The organism is Alcaligenes faecalis (genome assembly GCF_041521385.1).
In the GTDB taxonomy this organism is placed as follows: domain Bacteria; phylum Pseudomonadota; class Gammaproteobacteria; order Burkholderiales; family Burkholderiaceae_B; genus Alcaligenes; species Alcaligenes faecalis_E.
In genome coordinates, this window is sequence record NZ_CP168006.1 from 2,858,940 (window position 1) to 2,872,793 (window position 13,854).

The window sequence follows — 13,854 nt, forward strand, 5'->3', positions numbered from 1 at the left end:
TGGCGTATGGACCGTGTCTTTGCTACCAGGCTTATTTAGAAAATGTAAGGTTTGCTTTACTTATTGACAGGTGTTGTTGACTTATTTAAAGTCAGGTTTACTTTACATTCAGGTGCTCAAACATGCTCACCAGCAGCCATTCCTCTTCTGTGCCATCAGCAGGCCGCCGCTATCTGATTCGCACTTTGCTCTTTATGGGCGCGTATATCCTGGTCAATGCCGTGACCATTGTGGGGCTGTTCGACAGCCTGCTTGGTCGGCCTGTTGGTTGGCTGATAGCCATTGCGGTCGCCTTGCCGGTTGCCGGACAAGTGTGGGCCACCTTGCGCTTGATGGCGCACAGCGATGAGTTCGTGCGGGTGATTGTGGCCAAGTGCTTTGTGCTGGCTTCGGGAGCGACACTGACCTTGTGGACAGCCTGGGGCTTTGGGGAAACGTACGCGGCAGCCCCCCATATTCCTGCCTGGCTGATTTACCCCTTCTTTTGGGCTGTCTTCGCCCTGGTTTCACCCTTTGTCCGGACTAGCGATTAAATGAAAAACCGATTGCGTGTATTGCGGGCCGAGGCGAACTGGACGCAGGCAGATTTGGCAGAGCGTTTGGGTGTATCCCGGCAGGCGGTCAATGCGTTGGAAACGGGTAAACATGCACCGTCCCTGGATCTGGCCTTCAAGATCAGTGTCGTGTTCGAACAGGCCGTAGAAGAGATTTTCGAGAACCCATATCGGGAGTCCTGACCCTGAACGGGGACTGCGCCTTGGATGGCACTGCGGTTTGCTGATCCCTTTTGGGCATTAACCAGCGGGTGTCGAAAAGAGCCCGTGTTCAGGCCCGTCAGATCACTGCTTCGGGCTTGAACATGGACTGAATTTCGTCTTACTTGGTGGTGTAACCACCGTTGATCAGAATGGTTTGGCCGGTAATCCACCAGCCATCGCTGACCAGATGACGGATAAAGGGCACCACATCCTCAATGTCTGTCAGCCCGGTCTTGGAGTAGGGGGACAGGGCGGCAGCCGTCTTGTGATAGGCCACGGCATCCTCCCCCTCGGCTGGATAGAAGAAGGGCGTATCCATCGGACCAGGGCCGACTGCCGTGACGGAAATACCGCGTGCGCCATATTCTTTGGCGGCAGCGCGGGTGTAGTGTTCTACCGGCGCTTTGGTGCCCGCATAAGCGGCGTAAAACGGGGTGAAAGCCCCCAACAGGGACGTGACCAGGGTGCAGACTTTGCCATTGTCCTGCACGTGCTTGCCGGCTTCTTTAAGGAAGAAAAAAGCGGTTTTGGAGTTGATGTCGCTCATCTGCTCGTACTCGGCTTCGCTGACTTCGGTCAGTGATTTTTTCAATACTTTGCCCACCGTGTTGATGGCGATATCGGGACGGCCAATTGCAGCGACCGTATCGTTAAACAGTTTTTCCATGGCACTGGCCGAGCGCAAGTCAGCCTGGAAGGCGATGGCTTGTGTACCAGTTGCCTGGATGGCTTTGACGGTGGCGTCGGCTTCCGCTTTGGAGTTGTCGCTGTTGTAGTGGATGGCAATGGCGCGCGCCCCTTGTTCTGCCAGGTCGCGGGCGATCAGGCCACCCAGATTCTTTGCCCCGCCTGCAATCAGAACGGTTTTACCTTTGATGCTGTGCTTTGCCATGATGACTCCTTGCTAGTGTGGGCTGCGGGCTGCAAGCCATTTCGTTTTCCCATGATATAAGTCGCCGAAATTGTTTAAATCATCCAGTTCTGACATCATTTGTTTGAAAAACCGAACAATAGTCGTCGCTGCTTGAGCAGACTCGGGTTGATTGTTCAACCTGCGCGTTGCGGCCGCTTATCTGGAGAAGGCCATGGACCGCATTGACCTGTTTCGCATCTTTACGCGGGTCGTGGAGTGCGCCAATTTCACTCGCGCGGCCGATACCTTGGGTATGCCGCGCTCTTCCGTGTCGGCGGCCATTCAGGAGCTGGAGGGTCGGGTCGGGGCTCGTCTGTTGAATCGCACCACGCGCAAAGTGACAGTCACGCAAGATGGTGCGGCGTTTTATGAACGTTGCCTGCGCGTGATTGCCGATGTGCAGGAAACCGAGAACCTGTTTCGCCAAGCCAGTGTCGGGCCAATCGGCACGATCAAGGTGGATGTGCCAGGGCGAGTAGGACGCTTGATTGTGGCGCCTGCACTGCCGCAGTTTTTGGCGCGTTACCCGTATGTTCATGTGCATTTGGGCGTGACAGACCGCGAGGTGAATTTGATTGAGGAGCAGGTGGATTGTGTGCTGCGGGTGGGGCCATTAAGTGATTCGGGCCTGATCGCCAGAACGATGGGCAGCCTACCTTTGATCAATGTGGCCAGTCCCGCTTATCTAGCCCGCCATGGCATGCCCCAGACACCTGCGGACCTGGAAAACCATCAAGTGGTACGTTATGCCTCGCCCACCAGCGAACGTGTGGCTCCTTGGGAATGGATGGAGCAGGACAAGCGTCAGGTGCTGGACCTACCAGGTCGCGTGACTGTGAACAATGCCGAAGCGTATATTGCTTGTTGTTTGTCCGGCTTGGGCTTGATTCAGATCCCTGCCTACGATGTGCAGTCGCACTTGCAGGCAGGTGAATTGGTAGAAGTCCTGCCGGATTACCGTGCTGCGCCTATGCCCATGTCCTTGCTGTATTTGCATCGCCAACACTTGTCGCGCCGCTTCCAGGTGTTTGCGGATTGGCTGGAAACCTTGCTGCGTCATTCAGCCTTGTAGTGTAGAGCAATGGGCAGCAAGGGAAAGCCGTCAAGGGTAAAACAGCAGCAGCCCAAACACCGCAAATACCATCAGGTGCATATAACCTTGAATGGGAGAGGTTCGCTTGCCGCTAAAGCTCAAGATACTGAGCAGTGCTGTGATCAGAAACAGCACGATTTCTGTATTGCTGATGCCCATGATCACTTGTTTGCCGGTAATCAGGCCAATCATCAGCACTACCGGCACTGTCAGCCCCACGGTAGAGACGAAGGCGCCTAGACACAGATTGATGGCCCGCTGCATCTCATTGTTCATGGCCGCCTTGATGGCGGTAATGGACTCCGGGGTGAACACGATAATCGCGATCAGCACTCCGCCGACAGCAACGGGGGCGCCCGAAGCGGCGATACCATAGTCCGTCACAATGGCCAGATCATGCGCCAGCAGGACGATAGGCAAGATCAGGGCGATCAGCACCAGGCTGCGTATCAGCATGGCGCGGGTCGCTTGAGGATCACGCGGTGCGGGTGCCGCATCTTCAGCGTTCTGCACTGCCTGGTTGGGCTGTACATAGTCATGACGGTGGCTGCCCATTTGCAGATACAGGAAGAGGGCATAAACGAGACCTGTCAGCACCGCAATGCCGATGGCCTGGGTCGTACTGAACTCGCCTGCCGTGCTGGTGTAGTTGGGCAGAATCAGGCCCACACTGGTCAGCAAGACAATCATGGACAAGTAGGTGTTGGTGCCTTGGCGGTTGAACTCCTGGTCGCCATTGCGTGCTGCGCCGGCAATCAGACACAGGCCGGTGATCAGGTTCAGGATGATCATCATTACGGCGTAGATCGAGTCCCGACCTATGGTGGGAAAGTCGCCTGGCCCCAGCAGGACCGAGGCAATCAGGATGACTTCGATCAGCACAATGGACAGGGTCAGGATCAGGGTGCCGTAAGGCTCGCCCAGTTGATGGGCCAGGTGGTCGGCTTCGCGCACCACGCCAAACGAGGCTGCCAGAATGGTGACGAATAGCACCAGAAAGACGATGGCCGCCGTGGTGCCGTTCAAGGAATCTCCCAGCCATTGCCCGCCAAAAACCATGAAGAGCACAACAATGGACCAGGAACCGAACAAGCGTAGCCAGGTGATGGGAGGAATAAGTGGGGTTGAGGGTGGTGCAGGGTGGGCCATCGTGGATACTCCGCCAAAGAGCTAGGGCCGTCCCTGTACTGAAAAAGCAGATCCAGGTCGTCCTGGATCCGTTTTGAATTGAACAATTCAAGTCGCCACGATTTTATCACCTGGGCCTCCAGTGGCAAGTGTGGCCTGCCCGCAACTGGATTTTTTGTGGCGGGGAGCCATCTTTTTCTGTATTCAGGCAAGATGCTGCGGGGAAAGGGCGAACTCTTCTAATTATCTTGCTGACATGACGTTCAAGCAGTGTTCATTGTCAGGGGCTGCTTGCCGGTACCCAATGCCTGCATCCATGTTGGGTCGCTATTTATGGCGGACACCAACCTGATGAAAAAACAGGCGGCCCCATGGAGCGGATACAAGCCGCGTTTTCTGTATAGGGTTTGTTCTTTTCAATAGCCTGCCTGAATTTCCCAGGGGCCACACCTGCATAGGTTTTGAATGCGGTAGAGAAATTGGCGGGACTGGAGAATCCTAAATCAGTTGCAATGACATCAATTTTCAAGGCTGTGGTTTTCAGCAGATACTCGGCCCGATACATACGCTGCAATCGGATGTAGCTGCTGACACTTAAGCCAAAGTTGCGCTGAAATATATTCATGATTTTTCGCCGTGAAATCTTGAACATATCGCACAGTTCTTTCTGGCTGGGGGGCGAGCCCAGATTGGCATCGATCGTCTTCTGAATAGCGTGGATCAGCATGCTGGTTTCAGCGGTCGTACTTGAGTGCTGGCTTTGTATCTTTCCTGAAACCATGGCTGGCAGTATTTTTTTTGGGCAACGCAAAGGGACGTTGATGCGCTCTTTGACCTCGTCGAGGACGTACGGATTGCCAATGTAGTCAACCGCCCCTGCTTTTAAAAAAGAGACACATTCCTCACTGCTGCCGTCCATGTTTGAATCCAGGATGATGAGGGGGATTTGGGCCGTGGCTTTTAATCCTTGCAGCATATGGGTTAAGGACAAAGCATCTATTCCCGTCAATTGCTTATCCACCAGGATAAGTTCCGGTAAGGTTAATTGGGCCTTGGTATATCCTTGCACCCCATCGGCAGCAACAGAAACTCGAAAAGCACCCGCCAGCAGGGCCTGAAGAAGTTGTTCGTGCTGGCGAGTGTTATTGGAGATCAGCAGAATCCTGATTTTTTGATCTGGCTGATACTTTATAGTGGCGTATTTGTTCAATATAAAGCCCCGCGCCCTTCTTCTGACGAAGACGGCTACCTTTACTGGCATTGCTCAAGTAGCCAATTTCTTCAGAATACAGACTCAATGAATAGATAAAATCTATCGATATGATTCGTACGGCAGACATAACATTCTGTATCAGTGGAAAAAGTAAATTTTCAAAATTGCTCATTGCATTTCATTTTTGGCAGGCGGCATGCCCAAAGCCCTAAACCTGTGCCATAAGCGGGACTCAACAGTCCAACCTTAGGAATGCTACGCTGGCGTATCGGTGAATTTTTTTGCTGGGAGAAGGCGTGATTCTACGGCGTTTACCTCTGAATCAAAGATCATGTCCAGACAGGGTCGCCGCGGTTTTGCCCGCATGCGTGTGCATCTGGAGAGGGGCTGTCGGGGGAGTGTGCGACGTTCTTTTTATGAAGATTCGTAGATGCAGGGAGCACAGTCCGAGACAAGTCGTTTATGGGCCGTTTTTTTGTTGAATGTTGATCAGGTTTAGACGGTCAGCTTATGTGAATTGTTATTCTTTTTAGAGCAATGTTGGTGTGAACCGTTTGAATGATTTTTACGGGTCTAGGGTGGGGCTTGAGCCTGCTGACAACGCTGCCAACAAGAGGGGCGGGGCAAGGCTTTTCTTCCCTGTCCCGCCCTTGTTTTAACAGCAGCCTGGCTACGTGCCAGGTACTTGGTTCAAGCCGGAGCAGTGTGCCTGGTGATGGCCTGGTCCAGCATGTCCAGTCTGTCCTGGCCCCAGAACAGTTCACCCTGGTACACATAGGAGGGTGAACCGAAAACACCGGCTGCAATGGCCTCCTCAGTGTGGACTTGATACTGCGCCTGCATCAGCGGTGCTTGCTCAAGCCAGTAGTCTGCATCGAGTTGGTGAGCCTGCAAAATTCCGCTCAGTAGCACAGGGTCGGCAATATTTTGATCCTCGCACCATTGCGCTCGCAAAATGGCTTTGTATAAATCCAGTACTGGCAAGCCTGCCTGATTGAGGGCGATCACCAGCGTGGAGGCCAGCGTGGCGTCTGGACACATGAAGCGTGGTGTGGGATTGACGTGTATGCCCAGCTTGTGACACCAGCGCCGCAATTCTGTAATGCGATAAGCCTGCCGTTCGGGTGAGCGTTGTCCCAACAGAACACCGCCGGTACGGGCATAGACCTGCGGCAAGTCCACGGGTTTGTAATGGATCGGGACGTTTTGCTGGCGGGCGATCGCCTCTAGCCGGTCGGCCCCCAGGTAAGCCCAGTCTGAATTCATCCAGAAGTAGTAGTCAATACCGGGCGTGTTCATGTGCGGACCTTTCGGTTGGATAGGGCGGGAAGAGAAAAATGCGTAGGGCCGTGCATGAACCAGGTACTGGCAAAGGCAATCAGACCCAGCCCGCTCAGGTACCAGACGATGTAGTCGGGTTGGCCATCGCCATAGGCCAGCAAGGAGGTCGCGACCAGGGGAGCTAGACCGCCACCGATGGCACCGGAGACCTGCACGGCAATGGAGATGCCGCTGTAACGCACTTCAGGTGGGAATTGCGTGGAAAACAGGCCACCTTGCGGGCCATACAGTGCGGCATAGACCAACCCAATCGCAATCACCAAAGCCAGGGTGATGGTCTTGGAGTCCAGGCTGCCCAGCATGGAAAAGAAGGTGGAAGAGAACGCCAGCATGCAGATGGTGCCTGCCATGAAAACCCATTTGAAGCCGATTCGGTCGCCCAATACGCCAAACAGGGGCATGGTGAACAGAGCCGCAACGGCGCCCCAGACGGTGGCATCCAGCATGACGCTGCGCTCCACCCCCAAGGTCGTGGTGGCGTAGGCCAGGGCAAAGGTCACCACCGTGTAGAACCAGGTCACTTCCGCCAGACGGCCCCCCACGACCAGCAGAACTTCACGCGGGTAATGACGCAGGACTTCCAGGGCGGGGATCGGAACCTGCTTGCCCTTTTGACTCATCTGCTCGAAGTCGGGGGACTCGGCCACTTTGGCGCGTATCCACCAGCCCACCAGGAGCAAGACAACACTGGCCAGAAAGGGCAGACGCCAGCCCCAGGACAGCATGTCTTCTTCGGGCAGGCTGGCGACGGCTCCCATAGCCAGAGAAGACAGGATCAGGCCGGGGGCAACCCCCGTTTGCGGCAAGCTGCCGAAAAAGCCTTTCTTGCCTTCCGGGGCATGTTCAACCGCCATCAGCACGGCGCCGCCCCATTCGCCGCCTACCGCAATGCCTTGTAGAAAACGCATCAGAACCAGCAGTACAGCGGCCCAGTAGCCAATGCTTTCATAAGAGGGGATCAGGCCAATCAGGATGGTGGGAATGCCCATTAGAAAGAGCGTGATCAGCAGCATGGATTTTCGGCCCAGCTTGTCGCCGAAATGGCCGAAAACAAATCCTCCCAAGGGGCGGGCGAAAAAGCCCACGGAGTAGGTGGCAAAAGCCGCCAGCGTGCCCGTGATCGGGTCAAAGGCGGGGAAAAAGATTTTGTTGAAAATCAGTGCGGCAGCGGTGCCGTACAGGAAAAAGTCATACCACTCTATGGTGGTTCCCATCATGCTGGCCAAGCCAGCGGTAACGTACTGGCGCGACGAACGCGCCTGTCCATGGTTAGGCATCGTCATAGCGACCTCCTGGTGGAAGCTGGATATTGGGTATGGGCGTCAGCGAGTTTTAGTTAAGGGCGCAATGCCTTGGGTCTGACGGGACCAGTAGTCAAAGGTTGCGTTCACAATGGAGGGCTTGAGCAGATAGTCGTGTGCTTCGGCCGCCAGGGTATCGTCCACTGGGGTCAGTGGGCCAAAAGCCGCTTGTGCGCGTACTTGCAGGCGTGCAGCGCGCTCCAGGTACACGGATAGGTAGGTCGCCTCCTGACAGCTCTTGCCTGCGGTCAGGTAACCGTGGTGAGCCAGAATAATGGCACGCTTGTCACCCAGCGCCTTGGAAATAATGACACCTTCCTGGTCGGCAATGGGCACACCAGGCCATTCGCCCAGAAATGCACAGTCATTGTGCAGGGGGGTCATGTCCATTTGCGAAATCACCAATGGCTGGCGGGCGGTGGCCAATACCGTGGCCCAAGGCGAGTGTGTGTGGATGATGGAATTGACATCAGGGCGAGCTTCGTAGACCCACAGGTGAAAGCGGGTGGCTGGGTTGGCCATGCCTTCGCCGTTAAGGGTATTCAAGTCGCGGTCCACTTCAATGAAGTCTTCGGGGGTGGCCTCGTCAAAACCCAAACCGAAACGCAAGGTCCAGTATGCGCCGGGGCGCTCGGAACGGACGCTGATCTGGCCGGCCAAACCCGCTTCCTGTTCGGTCATGGCCAGAATACGACAGGCGAATGCCAGGGTTTCGCGGGTGTCGCGTTGTACTTGCTGCAGATGAGTGGCCATGTCTTTGGTGGCGCGCTCATCAAAATAGGATTTGTCTCTGAGTGGGGTATCCATGTGATATGTCTCCTTGGTATGCTTCGCCGATCCTTGTGCCGACGATGGGATTCATTGTCTTGATTTAAATCAATAGGAGCTATGTTCGGTGGCTCATAGCTCCTATTCCATTTGCTCGCAAGACAGTGTCACCCATGCAAACCCGGTTCAGATGCCGGGCAGGGAGACAATCAGGGGCCGGGTTTAGCTTTGGCGCCAGCGAGATCGTTCGCGGCGTCGAGAGCGGGACCAGGGGTGTTGCACCTTATGCGGTTGTGGCCGGGGATCGGGTGGATGTCGCGTGTCATTGCTTTCCACGGGATTGGAGTCCGGTTTTGGCGAGTCCAGAAAGACAGTAGTGGAACAATCGCAATCGAGGTACATGGACAGTCCTTTGTCAACGTGAAGAAAGGGGAGGCGGTACGCAGGCTCCGTTCTGGGCCTGTGTGTCTCCCGAAAAAAACGTGTCGTAGCTGTCTTGCAGGGCATGCAGGATCAATTCGGGGTAGTTGTCGTGCTCGGCAGGCAGGCGTAGTTGCAACTGCGCCAGGTGTTCGTTGTCTTGCTGTTCACCCCACTGCTTGTGATAGCGGCCATGCTGATAGCCGCGCAACTGGCGCAAGCGGTTCAGGGCGTTTTTGCCCGCGTACGCGTGGAAGAGCGTATCCAGTGTCAGACCGCAAAGACCGGCCAGTTGGGCAAAGCCGCGGAAATCAAACTGACGTGTTTCCAGCACACGCAAGGTAAAGCGTTCCAGAGCCGTCATGATGGCCGTAGAGTCGCTGGCGGCGGCCGGTGCGTGCTGGAGCTGATCCAGTGCGGTGGCGGCCTCTTGTTCGCGCAGTGCATCGTTGGCTCGCAGTACATCGCACAGACCAAAATGCAGGATGTCGATCAGCTCTAGTTGTAGTTGCGGCAGATTGCGCTCGCAATGCTGCCACCACTTCCAATCCAGGTAATTGGCCAGTTCAGCACACTCCACCCAAATTGCCCGGTAGTAGTCCTGTTTGGCCACTCGCCAGTTCGGATCAATCAACTGGTTCAGCTCGGTTTGCAGGGCCAGCATTTGCTTTAGGCGGCGGGCCCCAGGACCGGCAGGAGGGACAGTGAGCTGTTGCCCTAAGCGGTGTTTTTGGCGGCCTTGCTCATCAAAATTCTCGGGGGCCAGCCAGGCCTGGAAACTCGCTTTCAGGGCAGGCCATTCCTTGTCGGTAATTGAGAACCAGGCTGTGTCGCGTGAGCGACCCTTGTACACCATTGCCTGACGGAAACTGCCTTCGTAACGGAAACCCAGTCGTCGTGCCGCCGCTTGTGAGGGTGCATTGTGTGTGTCGCACTTCCATTCGTAGCGACGGTAGCCCAGTCCATCAATCGCATACGCCATCAACAAGTAGTGGGCTTCGGTGGCCATACGGGTTTGTTTCAGAGCGGGTGACCAGGCGACAAAGCCTACTTCGATGCAGCCGTTTTGTGGGTCGATCCGCATCAGGGACAAGGTACCCAGCGCGCGTCCTGTGGTTTGTTCGACGACAGCGTAGTGCACGGCGTTGCTGGCCTGGCTGATGGCCTGCAGGTGCCGGTCGAACTGCGCGCGGTTGGTAAAGGGGTCTACAGATAGGTAAGTCCAGTCGCGGCCATCACTGGCGCTACTGTAAGCCTCGTACAGGCTGTCACCGTGTTGCGCCGGACTGACCGCCTCCAGTCGGCAGTACTTGCCGTGCAGAACGCAGCGTGCTGGCTGAGGGCGGGCCTGCCAATGAGGGAGTGAGGGGCCAATAGGCTGGTGATACGCGTTCAACTGAACCATAGGTGTCTTCAATAGAAAACGCTCCAGACATGCCAATCCGTGGCAGAGCTGGAGGCGGGAAAGGGGGTGTGAGGCTGGGAGACAAGAGGCGTCTTGCTAGGCCACTAATTGATTCTATTGAGCAAGTGGCAGGTTGCAGCAATCCGCTTTTTCGCTTGTTTCCAGACCACATTAGGAAGGTGGCATTGAAACGCGACGGAGCCCGTGTTGGCGGGCCTTGGCTTGGGATTTGAACGGCAGACAACACTATCCTGCGTACTAAGCACAGACGATGTGCTGTCGGCTGGGCCGACCAAAGAGGCAGGCAGTAAAAAAGCCGAGCTACTTGGCGAGTAGTCTCGGCTTGGTATCTGGCTTGACGCCAGAGACTTAGAGCTGATTGAGATTCAGACGCAGAACGCTGTCTTTGGCACCTTTCAGGTAGTGCGGGCTTTTGTCGCCATGTGGAATCTTGATGGTCACAAAAGCAGTCTGGCCGTCAGCACTGAGCGTGATGCTGTTAGGGTGGACAGGGGCGCTAATACGGTGTTTTACAGCCAGGGTATCGGCATCCAGAATAGTTACCGAACCAGTACCGGCTGGTGTTTCGCGATCCACTCCACGGTTGGTGGCGATCAGCTCTTTACGGGCGTCGTTGTACACGATGTCCAGCAGACCCAAGCCGACTTCAACTGTGTTCTCCACGTTGCCGGAGGTCGTGTCAAAGACGTAAATCTTGCCGGTGTTGGCGTCAGCACCAAACAGCTTCTTGCCATCTGCGCTCAGAGCGATGTTTACGAAGAAGTGACGGGAGTCCTCTCGTTTGTCGCTTTTCGCATCGCCAGTCGTGAAGCGTTGTTCGATAGTGCCTGTAGCCGGGTTGATGACCGCAATTTCATCCTTGCCACCGTGGCCCACGAACAGGCGCTTGGTATTGGCATCATACGCTGCACCGGTAGGCCACAGGCCTACCTTGTCGATGTTGTGCAGGATGCGGCCCTGGGCACCATCCACAATCCAGACGCGGCCACCTTCAGAGGGGTTGGTCACGAAGATGCGGTTGTCTTGCTCGTCAATAACGACTTTGCGGGTATGTTCCCAGCCGTCCTTGCCTTCTTTCTGGCCCAACTGAATCAGTTGTTTGACGGTGCCGTTCAGGCTGTTGATCGCCAGCAGCGAGCCGTCCAGGGTGTTACCTACGTACAAAGTATGCGTTTTCTGGTTCAGGCCCAGCGCAAAAGCACGGCGTGGCAACTGGATTCGCTGCGACTCACGCAGCGTGTCCTGGTCTAAAACGTGCAGAAAGCCGGCCGCGCGGTCTTCAAACAAGGGCGTGGCGGCAACGAACAATTGCTTGCTGTCCTTGGCGGCCAGAATTTCGTAGGCTCCATCAATGGTGTCTTGACGGAACGTGACCTGTGCCTGAGGAGCCGTTGTAGTGAAAGACGATGTTTGGCCCACTTGTTGCGATTGCGGTGTGGTCTGGCATGCACTGAGCAGCAAGGCACCCACGACGGAGGCAACAATCATTTTCAAAGAGGCAGGGCGGGACGCAATCATGTATTTCCTTTGTGATTCAATAAATGAGAATCGTTACTATAACTGCTCTGTTTTATAAACTTTTCTGACCTGCCTGTCTATGTAAATGCGTAGAACCCTGCTTGATCGCAGGGTTTTGAATGGCGTTTGTTTTAGTCTTGGTTGGAGCCTTGTCCAAAACGGGCTTGCCAGGCTTCATACACTTTGCGTTTGTCAGGCAAAGGCAGGTGTTCCATTTTTACGCCCTGCGTACCAAAGTCCTGCTGCATTTTTCGGTAGAAGGATTCGGTGGACCAACCAAAAGGCTCGCCTTCTTTATCGTCGGCGCAATACACCACGCGCTCTACGCCCGAGGCGATCATGGCGGCCATGCACATGGGGCAGGGGATACCACTGGCATACATGGTGCTGCCAGCATGGCTGCTGTTTTGTACGGCCTGGCTGGCGGTACGCAGAGCCTGAATTTCGGCGTGTGCGGTGGGGTCATGGGCAATGTAGGTCTCATTTACCCCCTCGGCCAGAACCTGGCCGTCACGCACCAGCACTGCACCAAAGGGCTGGCCGCCGCGGGCGACATTCTCTTCTGCAATCTGGATGGCGCGTAGTAGATAGTGTTTATCGTTCATGTTTTTCTCCTGGAGAGCAGCAAGGTTGGAATGAGTCTTGAAACCAGCGTCTCTCTTTGTGCCTTGTGGGATACCTGCGGGTAAAGGCGGCATCAGGGGGACGCGTTCTGGTTTGGCGTATTGGTAATGCAAAACAGCCGCTGACGGGCAGCGGCTGTTCTGTTTCATGCCCTATTAGCGATTGCCGCCAATGGTCAGGTTTGCATGACGGTTTACGTCTTTGTACAGCAAGTAGCGGAAACGGCTAGGACCGCCCGCGTAACAAGCCTGTGGGCAGAAGGCGCGCAGCCACATGAAGTCACCGGCTTCCACTTCAACCCAGTCCTGGTTCAGGCGGTAAACGGCTTTACCTTCCAGAACGTACAGGCCGTGTTCCATCACGTGTGTTTCAGCGAAGGGGATTACGCCACCGGGTTCAAAGTTCACGATGTTCACGTGCATGTCGTGACGCAGGTCAGACATGTCAGTGAAACGGGTGGTGCTCCACCGGCCTTCGGTGTCAGGCATAACACCCGGTGTCACGTCTTTTTCGTTGGTTACAAAGGCTTCAGGGGCATCCAGGCCTTCCACACGCTGGTAGCGTTTGCGAATCCAGTGGAAGTTGGCCAGCTCGCCCGTGCGGTTGTGCAAGGTCCAATTGGTGGAAGGAGGAATAAAGGCATAGCCGCCTTCTTCCATGATGTGCTTGGTGCCTTCCAGCACCAGTTCCAGTTGGCCCTTGACGACAAAAATCACGCCTTCGGCTTCGGGATCGGACTCAGGATGGTCGCTGCCACCCTGTGGGCCTACTTCCATGATGTATTGGGAAAAGGTCTCGGCAAAGCCGGACAGAGGACGTGCCAATACCCACAAACGGGTATTTTCCCAACCGGGCAGGAAGCTGGTCACGATGTCTTGCAGCACGCCTTTGGGCAGTACGGCATAGGCCTCGGTGAACATGGCGCGATCCGTCAGCAATTGAGTCTGAGGAGGATGGCCACCGGGAGGGGCGTAGTAATTGACTTTGGACATGTTGATTCCCATTGAAATTCAGTAAGGAAAAATCCGTCGAACGGCACGGCGCAATCCCGGCGGCTGGGGCAAGGCACAGGCGGGACGTCGTTGTAATGCGCGGGACCAATACACCTTAACGATTGCTGGTGATATTTACAAATTAAATGTATAAATCTCTAGTATTTGTTTTTTGAATAATCGAGATGTAGGTGTGGATCGACCGACGGATGGGGTCCAGGTCAGCAAGGGCAATGACGTGGGGGCTGGTAGTAGCGAGTTTGAGCAACAGTGAGGGTGCTGGTGCCAGTGGTGAGTGCGAGAACGCTTGAGAATGCCTGTATTTGTGTTGTGGTTGATTCATGTTATGGCTGGACTTG

13 protein-coding genes are annotated in these 13,854 nt (G+C 55.3%); 3 read left to right on the forward strand and 10 right to left on the reverse strand.

Going from position 1 to position 13,854, the window contains the following annotated elements:
• Positions 1 to 122 precede the first annotated feature (122 nt).
• Positions 123 to 533 carry a hypothetical protein gene (locus ACDI13_RS12825; protein ID WP_316988593.1) on the forward strand — a complete coding sequence of 137 codons (411 nt, stop codon included), beginning with the start codon at positions 123 to 125 and terminating at the stop codon, positions 531 to 533.
• Positions 534 to 737, forward strand: a complete 204-nt coding sequence (locus tag ACDI13_RS12830) for a helix-turn-helix transcriptional regulator (protein ID WP_316988594.1) — start codon at positions 534 to 536, stop codon at positions 735 to 737.
• 139 nt (positions 738 to 876) lie between these two features.
• Here ACDI13_RS12830 and ACDI13_RS12835 read toward each other — a convergent pair whose 3' ends face one another.
• Positions 877 to 1,650, reverse strand: coding sequence for an SDR family oxidoreductase (locus ACDI13_RS12835; RefSeq protein ID WP_316988595.1), 774 nt, complete (start codon positions 1,648 to 1,650; stop codon positions 877 to 879).
• A 193-nt stretch (positions 1,651 to 1,843) separates the two neighbouring features.
• On the opposite strand from ACDI13_RS12835, the gene ACDI13_RS12840 reads away from it, so the two are divergent.
• Complete coding sequence (locus tag ACDI13_RS12840; protein ID WP_316988596.1) at positions 1,844 to 2,743, forward strand: LysR family transcriptional regulator; 900 nt, start codon at positions 1,844 to 1,846, stop codon at positions 2,741 to 2,743.
• 30 nt (positions 2,744 to 2,773) lie between these two features.
• Here ACDI13_RS12840 and ACDI13_RS12845 read toward each other — a convergent pair whose 3' ends face one another.
• The 9 genes from ACDI13_RS12845 to ACDI13_RS12885 form a co-directional block, all read right to left on the reverse strand.
• The gene (locus ACDI13_RS12845; protein WP_316988597.1) at positions 2,774 to 3,913 is read right to left on the reverse strand and encodes a calcium:proton antiporter; all 1,140 of its coding nucleotides are present in this window, start codon (positions 3,911 to 3,913) and stop codon (positions 2,774 to 2,776) included.
• Positions 3,914 to 4,223: 310 nt separating this feature from the next.
• Positions 4,224 to 5,102, reverse strand: a complete 879-nt coding sequence (locus ACDI13_RS12850) for a DNA-binding response regulator (RefSeq protein WP_316988598.1) — start codon at positions 5,100 to 5,102, stop codon at positions 4,224 to 4,226.
• A gap of 693 nt (positions 5,103 to 5,795) precedes the next feature.
• The gene (locus ACDI13_RS12855) at positions 5,796 to 6,404 is read right to left on the reverse strand and encodes a 2-hydroxychromene-2-carboxylate isomerase (RefSeq protein ID WP_316990972.1); all 609 of its coding nucleotides are present in this window, start codon (positions 6,402 to 6,404) and stop codon (positions 5,796 to 5,798) included.
• The gene (locus ACDI13_RS12860) at positions 6,401 to 7,729 is read right to left on the reverse strand and encodes an MFS transporter (RefSeq protein ID WP_316990971.1); all 1,329 of its coding nucleotides are present in this window, start codon (positions 7,727 to 7,729) and stop codon (positions 6,401 to 6,403) included. Before ACDI13_RS12860 ends, ACDI13_RS12855 begins: the two co-directional genes overlap by 4 nt.
• Before the next feature lie 39 nt (positions 7,730 to 7,768).
• On the reverse strand, positions 7,769 to 8,554 hold the full coding sequence (locus ACDI13_RS12865; RefSeq protein ID WP_316990970.1) for an aldolase: 786 nt from the start codon (positions 8,552 to 8,554) through the stop codon (positions 7,769 to 7,771).
• 376 nt (positions 8,555 to 8,930) lie between these two features.
• Positions 8,931 to 10,340, reverse strand: coding sequence for a GNAT family N-acetyltransferase (locus tag ACDI13_RS12870; RefSeq protein WP_316990969.1), 1,410 nt, complete (start codon positions 10,338 to 10,340; stop codon positions 8,931 to 8,933).
• Between the two features lie 369 nt (positions 10,341 to 10,709).
• Complete coding sequence (locus tag ACDI13_RS12875; RefSeq protein WP_316990968.1) at positions 10,710 to 11,879, reverse strand: YncE family protein; 1,170 nt, start codon at positions 11,877 to 11,879, stop codon at positions 10,710 to 10,712.
• A gap of 131 nt (positions 11,880 to 12,010) precedes the next feature.
• Complete coding sequence (locus ACDI13_RS12880) at positions 12,011 to 12,484, reverse strand: nucleoside deaminase (RefSeq protein ID WP_316990967.1); 474 nt, start codon at positions 12,482 to 12,484, stop codon at positions 12,011 to 12,013.
• 174 nt (positions 12,485 to 12,658) lie between these two features.
• Positions 12,659 to 13,495, reverse strand: coding sequence for a bifunctional allantoicase/(S)-ureidoglycine aminohydrolase (locus tag ACDI13_RS12885; RefSeq protein ID WP_316990966.1), 837 nt, complete (start codon positions 13,493 to 13,495; stop codon positions 12,659 to 12,661).
• Between the last annotated feature and the right edge of the window lie 359 nt (positions 13,496 to 13,854).

What these genes read in the sequence shown, in the direction of transcription:
- ACDI13_RS12875 (WP_316990968.1), bottom strand. Translation starts at nt 11,879, where the DNA reads ATGATTGCGTCCCGCCCTGCCTCTTTGAAAATGATTGTTGCCTCCGTC.
- ACDI13_RS12840 (WP_316988596.1), top strand. Translation starts at nt 1,844, where the DNA reads ATGGACCGCATTGACCTGTTTCGCATCTTTACGCGGGTCGTGGAGTGC.
- ACDI13_RS12845 (WP_316988597.1), bottom strand. Translation starts at nt 3,913, where the DNA reads ATGGCCCACCCTGCACCACCCTCAACCCCACTTATTCCTCCCATCACC.
- ACDI13_RS12860 (WP_316990971.1), bottom strand. Translation starts at nt 7,729, where the DNA reads ATGACGATGCCTAACCATGGACAGGCGCGTTCGTCGCGCCAGTACGTT.
- ACDI13_RS12855 (WP_316990972.1), bottom strand. Translation starts at nt 6,404, where the DNA reads ATGAACACGCCCGGTATTGACTACTACTTCTGGATGAATTCAGACTGG.
- ACDI13_RS12885 (WP_316990966.1), bottom strand. Translation starts at nt 13,495, where the DNA reads ATGTCCAAAGTCAATTACTACGCCCCTCCCGGTGGCCATCCTCCTCAG.
- ACDI13_RS12880 (WP_316990967.1), bottom strand. Translation starts at nt 12,484, where the DNA reads ATGAACGATAAACACTATCTACTACGCGCCATCCAGATTGCAGAAGAG.
- ACDI13_RS12870 (WP_316990969.1), bottom strand. Translation starts at nt 10,340, where the DNA reads ATGGTTCAGTTGAACGCGTATCACCAGCCTATTGGCCCCTCACTCCCT.
- ACDI13_RS12835 (WP_316988595.1), bottom strand. Translation starts at nt 1,650, where the DNA reads ATGGCAAAGCACAGCATCAAAGGTAAAACCGTTCTGATTGCAGGCGGG.
- ACDI13_RS12830 (WP_316988594.1), top strand. Translation starts at nt 534, where the DNA reads ATGAAAAACCGATTGCGTGTATTGCGGGCCGAGGCGAACTGGACGCAG.
- ACDI13_RS12825 (WP_316988593.1), top strand. Translation starts at nt 123, where the DNA reads ATGCTCACCAGCAGCCATTCCTCTTCTGTGCCATCAGCAGGCCGCCGC.
- ACDI13_RS12865 (WP_316990970.1), bottom strand. Translation starts at nt 8,554, where the DNA reads ATGGATACCCCACTCAGAGACAAATCCTATTTTGATGAGCGCGCCACC.